At 74.0% G+C, this 17,154-nt stretch carries 18 protein-coding genes; 15 read left to right on the forward strand and 3 right to left on the reverse strand.

Going from position 1 to position 17,154, the window contains the following annotated elements; genetic code table 11:
• Positions 1–310 precede the first annotated feature (310 nt).
• The 3 genes from BUB17_RS26830 (at position 311) to BUB17_RS11705 (ending at position 1,891) form a co-directional block, all read left to right on the forward strand.
• Positions 311–487 (forward strand): hypothetical protein, encoded by a 177-nt coding sequence (locus tag BUB17_RS26830; RefSeq protein WP_175561343.1) that lies wholly within the window; start codon positions 311–313, stop codon positions 485–487.
• A gap of 71 nt (positions 488–558) precedes the next feature.
• Positions 559–1,158 carry a peptidoglycan-binding domain-containing protein gene (locus tag BUB17_RS11700; protein ID WP_072918162.1) on the forward strand — a complete coding sequence of 200 codons (600 nt, stop codon included), beginning with the start codon at positions 559–561 and terminating at the stop codon, positions 1,156–1,158.
• 235 nt (positions 1,159–1,393) lie between these two features.
• Positions 1,394–1,891: an Lrp/AsnC family transcriptional regulator gene (locus BUB17_RS11705; RefSeq protein ID WP_072918164.1), complete on the forward strand. Its 498-nt coding sequence runs from the start codon at positions 1,394–1,396 to the stop codon at positions 1,889–1,891.
• A 7-nt stretch (positions 1,892–1,898) separates the two neighbouring features.
• Here BUB17_RS11705 and speB read toward each other — a convergent pair whose 3' ends face one another.
• Positions 1,899–2,855: an agmatinase gene (speB, locus tag BUB17_RS11710; protein WP_072918166.1), complete on the reverse strand. Its 957-nt coding sequence runs from the start codon at positions 2,853–2,855 to the stop codon at positions 1,899–1,901.
• A 125-nt stretch (positions 2,856–2,980) separates the two neighbouring features.
• Between speB and BUB17_RS11715 the strand changes: the two genes are divergently transcribed.
• From BUB17_RS11715 to BUB17_RS11760, 10 genes are all read left to right on the forward strand, one after another.
• Complete coding sequence (locus BUB17_RS11715) at positions 2,981–3,580, forward strand: helix-turn-helix domain-containing protein (protein WP_072918295.1); 600 nt, start codon at positions 2,981–2,983, stop codon at positions 3,578–3,580.
• 115 nt (positions 3,581–3,695) lie between these two features.
• The gene (locus BUB17_RS11720) at positions 3,696–5,141 is read left to right on the forward strand and encodes an amino acid permease (RefSeq protein WP_208983378.1); all 1,446 of its coding nucleotides are present in this window, start codon (positions 3,696–3,698) and stop codon (positions 5,139–5,141) included.
• Positions 5,142–5,143: 2 nt separating this feature from the next.
• Entirely contained in the window at positions 5,144–5,941 is a 798-nt protein-coding gene (locus BUB17_RS11725; protein WP_083606280.1) for a carbon-nitrogen hydrolase family protein, read from the forward strand.
• Positions 5,938–7,638 (forward strand): flavin monoamine oxidase family protein, encoded by a 1,701-nt coding sequence (locus BUB17_RS11730; RefSeq protein ID WP_072918169.1) that lies wholly within the window; start codon positions 5,938–5,940, stop codon positions 7,636–7,638. The genes BUB17_RS11725 and BUB17_RS11730 overlap by 4 nt, the downstream gene beginning before the upstream one ends.
• 99 nt (positions 7,639–7,737) lie before the next feature.
• Positions 7,738–8,316, forward strand: coding sequence for a GNAT family N-acetyltransferase (locus BUB17_RS11735; protein WP_072918171.1), 579 nt, complete (start codon positions 7,738–7,740; stop codon positions 8,314–8,316).
• Between the two features lie 534 nt (positions 8,317–8,850).
• Entirely contained in the window at positions 8,851–9,261 is a 411-nt protein-coding gene (locus tag BUB17_RS11740) for a VOC family protein (protein WP_208983379.1), read from the forward strand.
• Positions 9,262–9,282: 21 nt separating this feature from the next.
• Entirely contained in the window at positions 9,283–10,479 is a 1,197-nt protein-coding gene (locus BUB17_RS11745) for an FAD-dependent oxidoreductase (protein ID WP_072918173.1), read from the forward strand.
• Positions 10,480–10,732: 253 nt separating this feature from the next.
• Positions 10,733–11,080 carry an ArsR/SmtB family transcription factor gene (locus BUB17_RS11750; protein WP_208983380.1) on the forward strand — a complete coding sequence of 116 codons (348 nt, stop codon included), beginning with the start codon at positions 10,733–10,735 and terminating at the stop codon, positions 11,078–11,080.
• Positions 11,077–11,517 (forward strand): SRPBCC family protein, encoded by a 441-nt coding sequence (locus tag BUB17_RS11755; RefSeq protein WP_072918175.1) that lies wholly within the window; start codon positions 11,077–11,079, stop codon positions 11,515–11,517. The genes BUB17_RS11750 and BUB17_RS11755 overlap by 4 nt, the downstream gene beginning before the upstream one ends.
• Positions 11,514–12,107, forward strand: coding sequence for a maleylpyruvate isomerase family mycothiol-dependent enzyme (locus BUB17_RS11760; RefSeq protein WP_072918176.1), 594 nt, complete (start codon positions 11,514–11,516; stop codon positions 12,105–12,107). Before BUB17_RS11755 ends, BUB17_RS11760 begins: the two co-directional genes overlap by 4 nt.
• An 80-nt stretch (positions 12,108–12,187) precedes the next feature.
• Here the strand turns inward: BUB17_RS11760 and BUB17_RS11765 are convergent, their stop codons facing one another.
• Both BUB17_RS11765 and BUB17_RS11770 read right to left on the reverse strand, forming a co-directional pair.
• The gene (locus tag BUB17_RS11765) at positions 12,188–12,952 is read right to left on the reverse strand and encodes a hypothetical protein (protein ID WP_072918178.1); all 765 of its coding nucleotides are present in this window, start codon (positions 12,950–12,952) and stop codon (positions 12,188–12,190) included.
• Between the two features lie 182 nt (positions 12,953–13,134).
• Positions 13,135–14,583 carry a pyridoxal phosphate-dependent decarboxylase family protein gene (locus BUB17_RS11770; protein ID WP_083606282.1) on the reverse strand — a complete coding sequence of 483 codons (1,449 nt, stop codon included), beginning with the start codon at positions 14,581–14,583 and terminating at the stop codon, positions 13,135–13,137.
• A gap of 255 nt (positions 14,584–14,838) precedes the next feature.
• On the opposite strand from BUB17_RS11770, the gene BUB17_RS11775 reads away from it, so the two are divergent.
• Together BUB17_RS11775 and BUB17_RS11780 are read left to right on the forward strand one after the other, a co-directional pair.
• The gene (locus tag BUB17_RS11775) at positions 14,839–15,558 is read left to right on the forward strand and encodes a Crp/Fnr family transcriptional regulator (protein WP_072918179.1); all 720 of its coding nucleotides are present in this window, start codon (positions 14,839–14,841) and stop codon (positions 15,556–15,558) included.
• A gap of 16 nt (positions 15,559–15,574) precedes the next feature.
• Entirely contained in the window at positions 15,575–16,993 is a 1,419-nt protein-coding gene (locus BUB17_RS11780) for an FAD-binding oxidoreductase (protein WP_072918304.1), read from the forward strand.
• Positions 16,994–17,154 lie beyond the last annotated feature (161 nt).

The following is a 17,154-nucleotide window of genomic DNA, read 5'->3' on the forward strand; positions in this document are numbered from 1 at the left end:
GCCGCCGGGATGCCGACCCCGGTGACCGCGGGAGCACCGCCTCCGTGGGCGGCCACCTCGTCCGGTCGGCGTCGGAACGGGCGGGACGCCGCCCTCGGCCCGCACGTCCGGTAGCGCCCTGGGGACCTCCTCGTGGTGGCCGCGCCGCAGGGCCGGCGCGCCGAGCCGGAACGGTGGCGACCGGCCGTGGTCAACCACTCACCGGCGCGAGCAGAGTACGAACCCGCGGATGCGGAGGTGCCCGGTTCCGGAGGGGCGCCGACGGGGACCCGCCGACAAGCCGGTCCCGACGAGATGGAGGAGGTGCGTCGTGTCGGACCGAGACCCCGGGCTGCCGAACGAGCTGGACGCCGACCCGGAAGTGGCGCTCGGACCCGAGGGGGAGAGCGCCGAACCCCCTCTCCGTCCCATCGACGACCCGGCGGACCCGGAGTTCGTCGAGCCGGCGCCACACGCGGTGCCCGCACCGGAGGACGTCGGCCGGTGACCATCCAGATCGGGGGATACCAGGGCGCACGGAGTTGCACCGGAGGTCCCACCCAGGGCGCACGGAACCTGATGTCCTGGTGGCTCGGCGCCTACGGGAACCGGGGCGCGACGAACCTCGGCATCTACAACTGTCGTCCGGTCAGTGGCGGAGCCGTGCTCAGCCTCCACGCGGAGGGACGTGCCGCCGACCTGGGCACACCCGTCGGGAACGACTGGTCCTGGGGGGTGATGGACACCTTCCGCCTCAACTCCCAGGAGCTCGGTGTCCAGTGCGTCATCCACCAGCGGCGGATCTGGTCCTCGATCGCCCCGGACTGGCGCCCGTACTCCGGGTCCTCGCCGCACACCGATCACGGGCACGTCGAGCTGATGTGGTGGGCCGCGAACGGCGGTCTGACCGTGGACCGGCTCAACCAGGTGGTGCAGGGCACCACACCGCCACCCCCACCGCCGCCTCCCATGCCGGTGCTGCGGCTGGGCAGCACGGGGGATGCGGTCAGGAGGCTCCAGGAGACGCTGAACCGCTGGTACCCGAGCCTGCCGCCACTCGCCGTCGACGGGGACTTCGGTCCGAGGACCGACGCCCGGGTGCGGTACTTCCAGGCGCGCGCCGGGCTCGTGGCCGACGGGATCGTCGGGCCTGCCACCTGGCGGGCCCTGGGCTTCTAGTCCGGCGGCGGCACGACGGCCGGTCGCCGTCCTCGGCACCCGCGCCGACGGGCCGACCGGGCGCTGCGACGCGTTGCTCGGGGATCGATCCAGCTGCGGATCCCGTCGTCCGGATCGGCTGGAAGTGCCCGGATCGAAGCGTCGAGCCACCCCGACGGGCCATGCTGTGAGCGGCCGGGCCTGGCTACCATCCGGGGGCCCGGGTCCGCCGGGACGACGCGCGGGGAGGACCGGGATGACCATCCGTCGGCAGTTCGTGCTGGACGACGTCTCGCGGGCGATCATCGAGCAGCTGCAGGAGGACGGCCGCCGTCCCTACGCGCGCATCGCCGCGGCCGTCGGGCTGTCGGAGGCCGCCGTCCGGCAGCGCGTGCAGCGGCTGCTCGACGCCGGCGTCATGCAGATCGTCGGGGTCACCGATCCGCTGCAGGTCGGCTTCTCGCGGCAGGCGATGGTCGGCGTGCGCACCAGCGGCGACGCCCGGACCGCGGCCGACCGCATCGCCAAGTTCTCCGAGGTCGACTACGTCGTCATCACGGCCGGGTCGGTCGACCTGCTGGTCGAGGTGGTCTGCGAGGACGACGACCAGCTGCTCGACGTCGTCGCCCGCATCCGCGCGGTGGAGGGCGTGGAGTCCACCGAGGCCCACCTCTACCTGGGCCTGGCCAAGCAGACCTACGCCTGGGGCACCCGGGGCCCGCAGGGCCCGGCGTCCGCCGACGCCGGGCTCTGACGACGGCTCAGGCGCCGGCGCGGTTGAGCGCGAGGACCGACAGCAGCTCGTAGCCCACGTGGGCCGCGGCGATGCCGGTCAGCTCCGCGTGGTCGTAGGGCGGGGACACCTCGACGATGTCGGCGCCGACGACGTCGAGCCCGACCAGCCCGCGCAGCGTGTTGAGCAGCTCGCGGCTGGTCAGGCCACCGGCCTCCGGCGTCCCGGTGCCCGGCGCGTGGGCCGGGTCGAGGACGTCGATGTCGACCGACACGTAGACCGGGCCGCCGGTCAGCCGGCTGCGCATCCGCTCCACGATGCTGCGCACGCCGTCGACCTCGTAGTCGTCGGAGCGGATCACCTGGAAGCCGAGCACGGCGTCGTCCTCGAGGTCCTGCTTGCTGTACAGCGGGCCGCGGATGCCCATGTGCAGCGAGCGCTGCAGGTCGATGAGCCCCTCCTCGCTGGCGCGGCGGAACGGCGTGCCGTGCGTGTACGGGGCGCCGAAGTAGGTGTCCCAGGTGTCGAGGTGGGCGTCGAAGTGCAGGACGGCGACCGGGCCGTGGTCGCGGGTCAGCGAGCGCAGGATCGGCAGCGCGATCGTGTGGTCGCCGCCGATGGTGAGCAGCTGGGCGCCGTCGGCGCGCACCGCGGTCACCTCGCGGTCGATGGTCTCGATCGCCTCGCCGAGGTCGAACGGGTTGACGCCGATGTCGCCGGCGTCGGCCACCTGCTGGGTGCCGAAGGGGGTGGCGTCGAGCGCCGGGTTGTAGGGCCGCAGCAGCTTGGAGGCGGCCCGCACGTGCCCCGGGCCGAAGCGGGCGCCGGGCCGGTAGCTGACCCCGGAGTCGAACGGCACCCCGAGGACGGCGACGTCGGCGCGAGGGACGTCGTCGAACCGCGGCAGCCGGGCGAAGGTGGGCGGTCCGGCGTAGCGGGGGATCCGCGTGGCGTCGGTGGGGCCGATCGGGGGCTGCTCCTGCACGGGGTCTCCCACGGGGTGCGCGAGGACGGGCTCCCCCGTCCGGGTCGCACGCCACTGTCAACTCGTGTTTCCCATTTGTCAACGCCGGGCGGGGAACTACTGTCCGCGAGGACCGGGGAGGTGTGATGGAGGCAGTGTCCGAGGCCGGGGTGCCGCGGATCGGCGGGCGGCTCAAGGCCGTCCGGCAGGCGCGCCGGCTCACGCTCACCGACGTCGCCGAGGCCAGCGGGCTGACCAAGGGGTTCCTCAGCAAGCTGGAGCGCGACCAGGCGAGCGCCTCGGTGGCCGCCCTCGTCCGGGTGTGCGCCGCGCTGGGCATCTCGCCGGGCAGCCTGTTCGAGGCCGCACCGGGTGGCGAGGCGGTGCGCGCGGGCAGCTACCCGCCGATCGCGTTCGGCGGCCGGGGGCTGACCGAGTACCTGCTCACGCCCGCCGGTGAGCGGCGGGTGCAGGCCATCCTCTCCGAGATCGCGCCGGGCGGCGGCAGTGGCGAGGAGGCCTACGCGCTGCCCGCCGAGGTGGAGTTCGTCTTCGTCCTCGAGGGCGACCTCGAGGTGACCGTGGCCGGTGAGGTGACCGCGCTGGGGCCCGGCGACGCGTTCACCTTCTCGCCGGGCGCCGAGCACGGCTTCCGCTCGCTGCGCACCGACGGGGTCACCCGCGTGCTGTGGGTGTTCGCCCCGGCGCTGTCCGAAGGGAGGGCGGCCGCTCCGCCGTCCGCTTAGGAAACCGTGGTTGACAAGTGAGCAACCGGTGGTGATGCTCCCTGCGACCCACGCCACAGGGACCGTCGGAGGACCCTGGGTGGACGACGCCGGCCCCGGCCGCAGAGGAGCGCACGTGCACACCACCAGGAGCGGGACGGGCACCCCGGCACCGGCCCGCGGCAGCCAGCTGTTCCGGATCAAGCCGGTCGACGTCATCGTCGCCCAGCACGAGGAGGCCGGTGGGCACGGGCTGCGCCGGTCGATGGGCCTGTGGCAGCTGACCGCGCTGAGCATCGGGGCCACGCTGGGCACCGGCATCTTCGTCATCCTCGGCGAGGCGGTGCCGCTGGCCGGCCCCGCCGTCGTCCTCGGCTTCGTGCTCGCCGCGGTCACCGCGCTGTTCTCGGCGCTGTCCTACGCGGAGCTGGCCGGCAGCATCCCGGTCTCGGGGTCCTCGTACTCCTACACCTACGCCACCATGGGCGAGCTCGTCGCCTGGGTCTGCGGCTGGTGCCTGATGCTCGAGTACGGCGTCTCGGTGGCCGCGGTCGCCGTCGGCTGGGGCGCCTACATCGACGACCTCGCCGCCAACACGATCGGCACGGTGCTGCCCGTCGCGCTGTCCGCGCCGCCCGGCGACGGCGGGGTGGTGAACGTCCCCGCGATCGCCGTCGTCCTGCTCGCCATGGTGCTGCTGCTGCGCGGCACCAGCGAGAGCGCGCGGGTCAACGCCGCGATGGTCGTGGTCAAGGTCGGCGTCCTGCTGTTCTTCTGCGTGGTCGCCTTCACCGCCTTCCGCGCCGGCAACCTGGCGCCGTTCCTGCCGATGGGCATCGCCGGCGTCACCGCCGCGGCCTCGCAGGCCTTCTTCTCCTACATCGGCTTCGACGCCGCCTCCACCGCCGGCGACGAGGCCCGCGACGCCCGGCGCGACCTGCCCCGCGCGATCATCCTGTCGCTGCTCGTGGTCACCGTCGTCTACTGCCTGGTGGCGCTGGCCGCCGTCGGCGCGGTGCCGTGGCCGCAGATCAGCGGCTCGGAGGCCGCCCTCGCCGACGTGCTCACCCTCGCCACCGGCCAGACCTGGACGGCGGTGCTGCTCTCCATCGGCGCGGTCATCGCGATCGCCAGCGTGGTGCTCACCGTGCTCTACGGGCAGACCCGCATCCTCTACGCGATGTCGCGCGACGGCCTGGTGCCCCCGGTGTTCTCGCGGGTCAGTGCCCGCCGGCGGATCCCGGTGGCCAACACGGTCATCGTCAGCCTCCTCATCGCGCTGCTGGCCGGTCTGATCCCGCTCGGTGAGCTGGCCAACGCCACGAGCATCGGCACGCTGTTCGCCTTCGCGCTGGTCAACGTCGGCGTCCTGATCCTGCGCCGCACCCGCCCCGACCTGCCACGCAGCTTCCGCACACCGCTCTACCCGCTGACCCCGGTGCTCGGCGTGCTGTTCTGCGTCCTGCTGGTGTTCGGCCTGGGCTCGGCGACCTGGCTGGTGTTCCTCGCCTGGATGCTGCTGGGCCTGGCCGTGTACTTAGGCTACGGATACCGGCGCTCGGCCCTGCGCACGGGCGGCTGACCGTGCGGATCGCGCTGCTGCAGGGCCCGGCCGAGACGCCGGACCCCGAGGCCGGGCTGGCGGCGGTCGCCGCGGCCGCCGCCCGCGCGGCCGCGGCCGGCGCCCGGCTGCTGGTGACCCCGGAGATGTCGCTGACCGGCTACGCCATCGGCGCCGACCGGGTCGCCGAGCTGGCCGAGCCGGTGCCCGGGCCGCTGACCGACCGGGTGGCCGCCATCGCCGCCGAGCACGGGCTGGCGATCGCGGTCGGGCTGCCGGTGCGCACCCCGACCGGGATCGCCAACACCGTCGTGGTCGCCGACTCCGACGGCAGCCTGCTCGCCGGCTACGCCAAGGCGCACCTGTACGGCGACGTCGACCGCGACGCGTTCGTGCCCGGCGACGTCGGGGTCGTGCAGTTCCGCCTCGACGGAGTCACCGTCGGGCTGCTGGTCTGCTACGACGTCGAGTTCCCCGAGGCGGTGCGGGCGCACGCCCTGGCCGGCACCGAGCTGCTCGTCGTCCCCACCGGGCTGATGGACCCCTACGGCCACGTCGGCACCGTCCTCGTGCCGGCCCGCGCCTACGAGAGCCAGGTGTTCCTCGCCTACACCAACCGCACCGGTGTCGAGGGAGAGTTCGTCTACTGCGGCGCCAGCTGCGTCATCGCCCCCGACGGCACCGAGCTGGCGCGGGCCGGCCGCGGCGAGGAGCTGCTGCTCGCCGACGTCGACCCCGCCGTCCTCATCGAATCACGCCGGGTGAACACCCACCTGGCCGACCGCCGCCCCGAGCTCTACCCTCCGGAGACCCGCGCATGACCTCCGCCATCCCCGTCGCCGCCCACGAGCCGGGCGAGGAGCGCCCGGCCCGGCCGCTGACGATGTTCGGCCCGGACTTCCCCTTCGCCTACGACGACTGGTTGGCCTCCCCGGCCGGGCTCGGCGAGGTCCCCGAAGCCGCGCACGGCACCGAGGTCGCCGTCATCGGCGGCGGCCTGTCCGGCATCGTCACCGCCTACGAGCTGCTGCGGTTGGGCCTCAAGCCCGTCGTCTACGAGGCCCACGAGATCGGCGGCCGGCTGCGCTCGGTCGGTTTCGACGGCCACCCCGGCGTGGTGGCCGAGATGGGTGCGATGCGCTTCCCGCCGTCGTCCACCGCTCTGTTCTCCTACGTGCGCGACCTGGGCCTGCGGACGACGCGCTTCCCCAACCCGCTCGACGTCGCCACCCCCAGCACCGTCGTCGACCTCAAGGGCGAGGCGCACTACGCGCGCACCCTCGACGACCTGCCCCCGCTCTACCGCGAGGTCGCCGACGCCTGGCACGCGACGCTCGTCGGCGGCGCCCGCCTCGAGGAGATGCAGCGGGCGATCCGCGACCGCGACGTCAAGACGATCAAGGTGATCTGGGACGAGCTGGTCGAGCAGCTCGACGACACCACCTTCTACGGCTTCCTCGCCGCGTCGCCCGCGTTCCGCTCCTTCCGGCACCGCGAGGTCTTCGGGCAGGTCGGCTTCGGCACCGGCGGCTGGGACACCGACTACCCGAACTCGATGCTCGAGATCCTGCGGGTCGTCTACACCGCTGCCGACGACGACCACCTGTCCATCGTGGGCGGCAGCCAGCAGATCCCCGTCGGGCTGTGGCGCCGCGAGGTCGGGTCGCCGGTGCACTGGCCGGCCGGCACCAGCCTGGCGTCGCTGCACCCGGGTGGGCGGCCGCTGCCCGGCGTGACCCGGCTGCACCGGACCGCGCCGAACTGCCTGACCGTCACCGACGAGGCCGGCGGCATCCGGACGTACCAGGCGGCGGTTTTCACCGCGCAGAGCTGGAACCTGCTCTCCCGCATCGTCTGCGACGAGGAGCTGTTCCCGATCGACCACTGGACGGCGATCGAGCGCACCCACTACATGGGCTCGACCAAGCTGTTCTGCCTGGTCGACCGGCCGTTCTGGAAGGACGTCGACCCGCGGACCGGCCGGCACCGGATGAGCATGACCCTGTCGGACCGGATGACCCGCGGCACCTACCTGCTCGACCAGGGCGAGGGGCAGCCGGGGCTGATCTGCCTGAGCTACACCTGGGCCGACGACTCGCTGAAGTGGCTGCCGCTGTCGGCGACCGAGCGCATGGAGGTCATGCTGGCCTCGCTGCGCGAGATCTACCCCGACGTCGACCTGCGCCGGCACGTCATCGCCTCGCCGGTGACGGTGTCCTGGGAGTCCGAGCGCGACTTCATGGGCGCGTTCAAGGCCAACCTGCCCGGCCACTACCGCTACCAGCGGCGGCTGTTCACCCACTTCAAGCAGGACGAGCTGCCCGAGCAGTACCGCGGCCTGTTCCTCGCCGGCGACGACATCTCCTGGACCGCCGGCTGGGCCGAGGGCGCGGTGCAGACGGCGCTCAACGCCGTGTGGGGCGTCGTCCACCACCTCGGCGGGCGCAGCCACCCGGACAACCCCGGCCCGGGCGACCTGTTCGACGAGCTCGCACCGGTGCGGCTGCCCGAGGACTGACGGCGCGGTGCCGGCCGGTGGCCGGTGCTCCGCGCGTCGGGCTCCCGGGCGGCACCCGTGGGCGTGGTCGGGTACTGCCGCCGGCGCTAGCGTGGCCGAGTGGGTGTGGAGATCGAGCCGGCGACGCGGACGCGGTTCGACGACGTCGCGGTCGTGCTCGGTCCCAAGAACCCGGCCTCCAACGTGTGCTGGTGTCTCAGCCACCGACTCGACTCGAGGACCAACCGCGAACTCGTCGGACCGGCACGCCGCGAGTACGTCCGCGAACTGACCGGCCGCCCGATCGCTCCGGGAGTGCTCGCCTACGACGGCGGCGAGGTGGTCGGCTGGGCCGCGGTCGCGCCGCGGGCGGACCTGCCCTTCGAGCGCTCCCGGAAGATCCCCCACGTCGACGACCTGCCCGTGTGGTCCCTGTGGTGCATCCGCGTGCGTCCAGGTCATCGCGGCAGGGGGATCGCGCACGCGCTGGTCCGCGGGGCGGTGGACTACGCCGCGTCCCAGGGCGCTCCCGCCGTCGAGGGGTACCCGGCCGACAACAGGGGCCGGAGGGTCGACCCGACCATGGCCTTCGTCGGCACCCGGAGCCTGTTCGAGGGGGCCGGGTTCACCAAGGCCGCGGACACCGACGCCGTCGCCGGCGGGTTCCCCCGGGTCCTGATGCGCCGCGCTCTCCCCTGAGCCGGTGTTCCGCGCCTGGAGCCCCTCGCTCGGCTGCCCGGGTCAGCGTGTCCGTGCTCGCGGACGCGATCCTGCCGGCCTGGCGGTGTGGCGCCAGGGGTCGGCCGGCGGAGTCCGGTGCCCGGTTCGCCCCGGCCACCGGTACGCGTTGCCGGCGTCACCTCGGGATGCCGACGGCCCTCGGCATGCGATCGACCATGTCCCGCGAGGACTGCGCCGACCGGGACGGACGACCTGCACCGCTGGCGGTGGGACGGGTGAACAGCAGTCCGTCGAGGAGGTGAGGAGGTCCCGTGCGCGCTCCCCGGGGTCGGGCACTCCCGGTGCGGCCACCTGCTCGGTGCGGCGGTCGAGGACGGGAGCCGTGTTGACGAGTCGCCGCGCTCCTCGCGGTGGTGCACCGCCGGGCCGGCTCGACAGCCGGATCCCGGGGCGGTCGTGGTGCACGTGCTGATCGCCGCCCGTCCGGTGCCCGGACGGCTGCCGTCCGCTGACGCCTCGACCGTGCTACGACCCCTGCGATCGGAGGATCCCGTGCAGTTCACCAGGATGGCCACGGCGCTGGCGACCGGCGACGTCGCCGCCAGCCGGGACTTCTACGTCGACCACCTCGGCTTCACGCCGGCCGTCGACCTCGGCTGGTACGTCAGCCTGCACCACCCCGACCACCCCGAGCAGGTCCTCGACCTCGTCGCGAGGGACCACCCCTCGGTCCCCGCCCCGTTCCGTGGACGGGACGTCGACGGAGTGACCCTCGCCGTGCTGGTCGACGACGCGGCGCAGGAGGAGGGCCGGCTGCGGGCGGCCGGCGTGCCGATCGCCGTCCCGCTGGAGGACATGCCGTGGGGTCAGCGGCGCTTCCACCTGGTGGCGCCGGAGGGGACGCACGTGGAGGTCGTGCAGTTCCTCGACCCCGATCCGCCGGGTCCGGCGACCGGCGGCTGACCCGGGAAGGAGGCAGCTGACGTGTTCGAACCGGTTCCCCTGTCCGATCAGCTGGCCGCCGTCCGGGACGACGCGGTGCGCGTCCTGGTCGTCGGTGCCGGTGTGGCCGGGGTGACGCTCGCCCAGCTGCTCCGCCGTGCCGGGCTCCACCCCGTCCTGGTGGAGCGGCGCGCCCCGGACGCCGACCCCGGCTACATGCTCGGGCTGATGCCGCTGGTCGACCCCGCGCTGCGGTGCCTGGGAGTGGAGCAGGCGTACCGGGAGCGCAGCGTGCCGGTGCGCCGCTACGCCCTGCGGGACCGGGCCGGCCGGCCGCTGCGCGAGTACACCCTGGAGGGGCTGCTGGCGTTCGGGGACTACCGCGGCATCGAGCGCGGGCAACTGCTGGCCGCGCTGGCCACGGCCGGAGCGCCGGTGACGCACGGCGCGACGGTTCCCGGTCTGGAGCAGTCGGCGGACGGCGTCCGCGCCGTGCTCACCGACGGCGTCCGCGAGGAGCGGGCCGAGTTCGACGCGGTCGTCGCGGCCGACGGGATCCGCTCGGCCACCCGGTCGCTGGTCCTCCCGCCCGGTCAGGTCACCGGCCACGACACGGGCTGGAGCGGATGGGTCGGCTGGATGCCGCCCGACGACGCGCCCGACCGCTACGAGGAGTGCTGGGGTCCCGGGTTCTTCCTCGGCACCTATCCGGTGCCGGGCAAGGTCGGTGTCTTCGTGGGCGGTCCCCGCCGGGCCACCGAGGAGGGGAGGGCCGGGTTCACCGACCGCGTCCGGGCCCGCCTCCGCACGACGGACGGCCGCCTCGACCGCGCACTGACCGCGGTGGCTCACGGGGACGGCGTGCACCCCTGGCCGCTCGGTGACGTCCGGGCCGCGACCTGGACGCTCGGCCGCGTCGGCCTGGTGGGCGACGCGGCAGCGGGCTTCCTCCCGACGGCCGGCGTCGGGGCGGGCATGGCGATGGAGTCCGCCGCCGTGCTGGGCCGGCTGCTGACCGGGGCGACGCGGGAGTCGGTGCCCGGAGCGCTGCGCCGCTACGAGGCGCTGCAGCGGCCGCGGGTGCAGGCCGCCCAGCAGAACTCCCGGTCCCTGGCCCGGCTGCTGTTCCGGACCTCCCGGCCGGTTGCCGCCGTGCGTGACCTGGTCGCGCGCGCGATGCCCCTGGAGGCGGCGCTCGCCCCGATCCGCCGGCTGCTCGAGGACCGGGGGGACGCGTAGCGCCGCCGAGGTCGAACAGCACCTCTGCCACGTGGGTGACCGTGGCCCGGAGGCCAGGCGTCGGGGGCGTCGTGCCCGACCGTGGGCCGGGACCGGGCGGCCGCACCGAGGAACGGCCACTGGGCCCGGCGCGCCACCGGTGCGGCCGGGACGGGGCGGTCGTCCGACGGCCCTCGGGGGCGTCGCAGCTCTCGCCGAGCCAGTGGGGGTACTCCAGTTGACTCTTGATAAAGCATCTGCTTGAGTAATCCGTGTGGCGGTCACCATCGACGACGAGCGGCTCGACGCGATGTTCGCCGCGCTCGCCGACCGCACCCGGCGTGACATCGTGGCCCGGCTGAGCGAGCGGGAGGCGACGGTCGGGGAGCTCGCGGCCCCGTACGCCATGACCTTGCAGGCCGTGTCCCAGCACATCGGGGTGCTCGAGCGGTGCGGCCTGGTCAGCCGCAGCCGGCACCGGCAGACCCGCCCGTGCCGGCTGGAACCGCAGGCGTTGGAGGCCGCGGTGTCCTGGATCGAGGAGAGTCGGCGGGCGTGGGCCGAGCGGATGGACCGGCTCGAGGCGCGCCTGGCCCGCCTGCAGGACGGCCAGCAGCGGTGAGCGTCGACGAGCTGGTCCACCGGCGGGTCTTCCGTGCGCCGCGCGAGCTGGTGTGGCGGTGCCTGACCGAGCCCACGGAGCTCGCGCAGTTCTGGGGTCCGCGCGGCATGTCCACCCCGCTGGACGGCATCGTCGTCGAGCTCCACGCCGGGGGCCGGTTCGAGACCCTGATGGTCGGCGACCGCGGCAGCCACCGGATGGTCGCCACGTTCACCGAGGTCGTGCCGCCCGAACGGCTCGCCTGGGTCGAGCCGGCCAGCGGTGTGCACACGACCAGCACGCTCACCGACCTCGGCGACGGCAGCACCGAGGTCGTCATCCACCAGCGCCACGTGCCCGAGCCGATGCGCTCGCCCGAGGCCCGCGCCGGCTTCCTCACCTCGCTCGACGCGCTCGAGGAGCACCTCGCCCGCCTGATCCGGGAGGAGCGACCGTGACCGACCCGCAGTCCTGGGTGGCACCGACCTACGACGGCCTCGCCGACCTGCTCGCCTCCGCACCCGCCGACACCTGGGGCGCCCCGTCGCTGTGCGAGGGGTGGCAGGTCCGGCACGTGATCGCGCACGTGGCGATGCCGACCCGGCTGACACCCGCCCAGTTCGGCGCCGAGATGGCGGCGGCCGGCGGGGACTTCACCGTGCTGTCCGACACCGTGGCCGCGCGCGACGCCTCCCTCCCGGTGGCCGACCAGCTGGCCGCGCTGCGCTCCCCGCTGCTGCACGCGTGGCAGCCGCCGGGCGGCGCGGCCGGTGCGCTCAGCCACGCCGTCATCCACTCCCTCGACGTCACCGTCGCGCTCGACCGGCCGGCGGTCGCGCCGGGGGCGGCCGTGGTCGCCGTCCTCGACCAGCTCACCGCCGCCGACGGCGCACTGTTCGGCGTCGACCTGACCGGCGTCCGTCTCGAGGCCACCGACACCGACTGGAGCTGGGGCAGCGGCGAGGGCGTGCGCGCCGACAGCGGCCGCCTCGTGGCGCTGCTGAGCGGCCGCACCCTGCCCGACGGCCGGGCCCTGCCTCGCGACTGAGCCACCGGGTCGACCACCTCGTCGATCGGGAGGACCCGCGTCTCCAGCTGGTCCGCCCGCACGCCGGCTGACGCTCTGCCTCAGGATGGGGCGCGGTCCGGCTGGACCTCGCGCTCGGGGAGTTCGTCGACGGTCACCGGCGCGGGTGTGGCGGGCCCGAAGACCCGCGCGGCGGCCGTGATCGTCCCCTTCAGGACGTGTTGCATGTAGTTCGCGGCGGCCATGGGGCCCAAGCCGAAGGGCAACAGCCCGGCCAGGAGCGGCGGTCCGACCGCCAGCGCCCATGCCCGGAGCATCTCCGACTGGGAGGCGGCGATCTCCTGCCGCTCCTCCGCCGTCAGCGCCGCCACAGCGTCGTACGCAGCGGTCCGCCCCAGCAGCGACGCGTGGGGTCCCAGGATCGCGTCCGGACGGATCCGCCCGGTCTTGTCGAGCGTGACCGCGCCGTCGGTGAGGACCAGGAGGACGGCGATGCGGGTCAGTTCGGGGTCGGTGAGGTCCCGGTCGTAGAGCAGTCCGACCTTGATCGCCGCACTCACCGACTCCCTCAGGACCTCCCTCAACGCGACCGGGAGCGCGGCAGCCGAGATCGCCGTCCCGTAACCCGGGAGGATCGACGGCAGGGAGTAGGAGACCGCTCGCGCCGCCCTGATCCGGTTTCCGCGCGTCACCTGGCCGACCAGGTCCCCGGGTGCGACCAGGGGCCTTCCTGCACGGACCTTGTCGACGACCTGCTGGGCCTCCTCGAGGGAGGGTTGGAGGGTCCGGTTGATCAGCGCCATCGCACGCTCGACGGTCGACTCGATGTCGAACTCCGGCTTGGGGAAGGCGAAACCGCCGCTCATGTCGGTCTCCTGTCCGTTGGCGACTCCCGGAGGATGCCAGCGGGCGGCTCCGAAAGGGGGACGACAGCGTCCGACCCGTGGACCGGGTCACCGACTGCTGGGGAGCCCCGGGCGGCGTCGCGGTCGTCGCCGTCCTGTCGATCGGTCCGCGGGCCGTCCGATGGAGGCCGCCGGGCATCGCGTCATCCGCCTGCTGCGCGCACGGCGGTGATGATCGCGTCGGCGCTGCGGTGGGCGTCGGCTGGGGTCGTCTGCCACCCGACGACCGAGATCCGCATGACCCTGCGTCCGCGGAACGTGCTGCCGGCCAGCCAGCAGACTCCGTCGCGTTGCACCCGCTCGATCACCGCGTCGGTGAGGGCGTCGTCGTCGCCGAAGCGTACGAGCACCTGGTTGAGCACGACGTCGTTGACGATCTCGAGGCCGGGCTCGGCGGCGAGGCGTCGAGCGATCAGCCCGGCGTGGTCGCAGCACCGATCGATGAGGTCGGCCAGGCCGTGGCGGCCCAACTGCCGCAGGGCCGCGAACACCGTGACCCCCCGTGCCCGCCGGGAGAACTCCGGTGTCCAGTCGAGGCCGTAGGGCACGTCGGCGGCGTGGGCCGGGACGTAGGCGCTGGTCGAGGTCATGGCCGCGAGGTGGGCCTGCGCGTCGGCGACGATGGCGATCCCGCAGTCGTAGGGGACGTTGAGCCACTTGTGGCCGTCGGTCGCCCACGAGTTCGCCTGCTCGGCGCCGGCCACGAGAGTGTGCCGCCGTTGGCTGGCGGCGGCCCACAGTCCGAACGCGCCGTCGATGTGCAGCCACGCACGGTGATCACGACAGAGGCGGGCGATGTCGAGGAACGGGTCGAACGCCCCGGTGTTGATCTCACCTGCCTGAGCGCAGACGATCGTCGGGCCGTCGGCGCCGTCGGCGAGAGCCTCGCTCAGCGCGTCGGCGCGCATGCGCCCCTGGTTGTCGGCCGGCACCACATCGACGAGCTGGCCCAGCCCGAGCAGTCGGCAGGCGACCCCGATGGTGACGTGCGCGTACTCGCCGGTCAGGACGCGGATCCGGGGTGCCCCGTGCAGCCCGTGCGCCTCGACGTCCCAACCGGCGTCGCGCAGGACCGCGTGCCGCGCGGCGGCCAGGCAGGTGAAGTTCGCCATCTGGCAGCCGGTGACGAACCCGACCCCGCTGGACGCCGGCACACCGAGGAGCTCGCGCACCCAGGCTGCGGCGACCTCCTCGACCACCGACAGGGCCGGTGAGGCGACGAAGCCCCCGCCGTTCTGGTCCCACGCCGACACCAGCCAGTCGGCCGCCACCGCGGTCGGCACCGCGCCACCGATGACGAACCCGAAGTACCGCGGTCCACCCGATGCGACGAGCCCGGGCTCGACGTCGCGCGCCAGGCTCTCGACGACCGCCGAGGGATCCTCGCCCTCGTCGGGGAGCGGGCGCGCCAGGACGGCGCGCAGCTCATCGAGCCCCGCCGCTGCGGTCACCGGTCGATCCCCCGGCCCGTCGAGGTACCGGCGGGCCAGCCGGGCGGCGTCGTCGAGACAGTCGTAGCGCCGATCGGGCGCCGGGGCAGCTCTCGTCGGAGCAGACCGGTCAGCGACCGTGGACGTCTCGTCGCTCCCCATGACGGTCCTCCTCGCTCGCGAACAGCGGGCCGTCGGCCCAGGATGGTCCGCCGCCGGGCTGTGTACTAGAGAGGGCGGCCGAGGTTCGCCGATCGGTCGGCCTCGCCGTGGTGCGCGACTGGGCGTCGATGTCGCGCGCGCAGGGCGACTGCGGCCGATCAGCACGTGCTGCGGGTGCGGCCGCCTGCCCGGTCCCTCGCGAGACCGGTGGTGCGCGGGGGTCGAGAGCGCCGCCGCGCGCCCTATGGTAGCCAGGTGGACGACGGCGTCCGAGCCGCGCTGGCCGCATCCAGCTTGGCTCGGCTCCCCGCCCCGGCCGTCCAGCGGCTCCTGGTCCGGGCCCGCGTGGTCCGGACAGCGGCCGGTTCGGTGACGCACCGGGAAGGCGAGGCGACCGAGCACCTGGAACTGGTCGTCGACGGTCTCGTCCGGGTCTTCGTGACCGCGCCGGACGGTCGGACCCTGACCGTGCGGTACTGCCGGCGGGGCGCGCTGATCGGCGCCGTGTCGCTGTACGCCACCGGCTTCCGCATGCCCGCGGGCATCCAGGCGGTCGTCGACGCGCGGCTGCTGCACCTGTGCCCGGACGTCGTGCGCCGGGCCGCTGCCGAAGACCCCCGCGTGGCCGACGCACTGCTGCACGAGCTGGCCGATCGCGTGCTGAGCTTCGTCCACGAGATCACCGGCAGCGCGTTCACCAGCGTGCGCCAGCGCGTCGCGCGCCACCTGCTGGACCTGGCGGCCCAGGAGTCGAGGGCCACGCGGGGAGCGCAGCCGGTGGTGGAGGTCCGGGTCAGTCAGCGGCAGCTGGCCGAGTCCGTCGGCACGGTGCGGGAGGTGGTCGTGCGGGTGCTCCGCGACCTCCGGGACGCCGGAGTCATCCACACCCACCCGGACCACATCGACATCCTCGATCCGATCCGCCTCAGTCAGGTGCAGGGTGGAACCTCGGTCGCTGCCGGCGCTCCGCGGTGACGCGACACTGCCGCGCATGGCCGCTCCGACGAACTCCGACACGGTCTCCCCGCGCCCGGTCGACGCGACGGCGGTCGCGGACCTCCGCGCCGCCCTGCTCGGCGAGGTCGTCGCTCCCGGGGACGACGGGTACGAGCAGCACCGCCGGGTCTGGAACGGCTCGATCGACCGGCGTCCGGTGCTCATCGCGCGCTGCGCCGGCGTGGACGACGTCCGCATCGCACTCCGCTTCGCTCAGGAGCACCAGCTGCCGATCGCGGTCCGGAGCGGTGGGCACAGCTTCCCCGGGCTGTCGACCTGCGACGACGGCTTGCTGGTCGACCTGCGCCCGATGTCCGGCATCCGCATCGACCCCGACGCGCGGGTGGCCGGCGTCCAGGCCGGGGTGCTCCTCGGCGAGCTCGACGCCGCGACCCAGGAACACGGGCTCGCGGTGCCGGCCGGCATCGTGTCGCACACCGGTCTGGCCGGGTTGACCCTCGGTGGTGGCACCGGCTGGCTCCAGCGCCGGTACGGGCTGACCGTGGACTCGCTGTCGTCGGCCGACGTGGTGACTGCCGAGGGCGAGTTGGTGCGGGCCAGCGAGGACGAGAACCCCGAGCTGTTCTGGGGGTTGCGCGGTGGGGGCGGCAACTTCGGCGTCGTCACCGACTTCCGGTTCCGGCTCCACTCCCTCGGCCCGCAGGTGATGGCCGGCGCGACCTTCTGGCCGATGGACCAGGCCGAGTCCGTGCTCCGCTTCCATCGGGCCTGGCTCGCGGACTGCCCGGACGAGCTCATGACCATCGTCGTGCAGCGGCTGGCCCCGCCACTGCCCGTCGTCCCGGCCGAGCTGGTCGGCCGTCCCGTGATCGCGGTGGCCGCCTGCTACGCGGGTGACGTCGACGACGGCGAGCGGGTGCTGCGTCCCATGCGGGAGCACGGCTCACCGGTCCTGGACGTGTTCGGGCCCAAGCCGTTCGTGGCCCACCAGCGGTTCTTCGACCCGTCGTTCCGGCACGGCTGCTGGTACTACGTCCGCTCGTGCGACGTCGCGGAACTCGGCGACGACGTGATCGACATCGTCGCCGAGCACGGCAGGCGGATCAGCTCGCCGCTGAGCAGCATCGCACTGTGGCAGATGGGCGGGGCGGTCGCCCGGGTGGGAGCTGACGAGACGGCCTTCAACGGCCGCGACGCCGGCTTCACCTTCAACATCAACGGCAACACCGCCACGGCAGACGGGTTCGACGCCCAGCGGCAGTGGGCGCGCGACTACTGGTCGGCCCTGGCGCCCTTCCACACGAGCGTCTACGTCAACTTCCTCATGGAGGAGGGGGACGCCCGCGTCAGGCAGGCGTACGGCGAGGCGAAGTACGAACGACTCCGCGCGCTGAAGCGGCGGTACGACCCCGGGAACGTGTTCCGTCTCAACCAGAACATCCGGCCGGACTGAACCAGCCCGGCCGGCCACCTCCGCAGGCGCCGACGGTGCCCCGGCCCCCCGACGCCGGCCACGCCCCGGTGGGGGAGGGCCTTCCGCACCGGCTGGGCCAGGCCGAGGCCGTTCCGGCGCACAGGGCGCGGTGATCGCCGGGGCTGCCGGCCCGAGGGGCA

It is taken from the genome of Geodermatophilus obscurus (assembly GCF_900143215.1).
Taxonomy (GTDB): Bacteria; Actinomycetota; Actinomycetes; order Mycobacteriales; family Geodermatophilaceae; genus Geodermatophilus; species Geodermatophilus obscurus_A.

What these genes read in the sequence shown, in the direction of transcription:
- BUB17_RS11700 (WP_072918162.1), top strand. Translation starts at nt 559, where the DNA reads ATGTCCTGGTGGCTCGGCGCCTACGGGAACCGGGGCGCGACGAACCTC.
- BUB17_RS11705 (WP_072918164.1), top strand. Translation starts at nt 1,394, where the DNA reads ATGACCATCCGTCGGCAGTTCGTGCTGGACGACGTCTCGCGGGCGATC.
- BUB17_RS11715 (WP_072918295.1), top strand. Translation starts at nt 2,981, where the DNA reads ATGGAGGCAGTGTCCGAGGCCGGGGTGCCGCGGATCGGCGGGCGGCTC.
- BUB17_RS11730 (WP_072918169.1), top strand. Translation starts at nt 5,938, where the DNA reads ATGACCTCCGCCATCCCCGTCGCCGCCCACGAGCCGGGCGAGGAGCGC.
- BUB17_RS11765 (WP_072918178.1), bottom strand. Translation starts at nt 12,952, where the DNA reads ATGAGCGGCGGTTTCGCCTTCCCCAAGCCGGAGTTCGACATCGAGTCG.
- BUB17_RS11770 (WP_083606282.1), bottom strand. Translation starts at nt 14,583, where the DNA reads ATGGGGAGCGACGAGACGTCCACGGTCGCTGACCGGTCTGCTCCGACG.
- BUB17_RS11780 (WP_072918304.1), top strand. Translation starts at nt 15,575, where the DNA reads ATGGCCGCTCCGACGAACTCCGACACGGTCTCCCCGCGCCCGGTCGAC.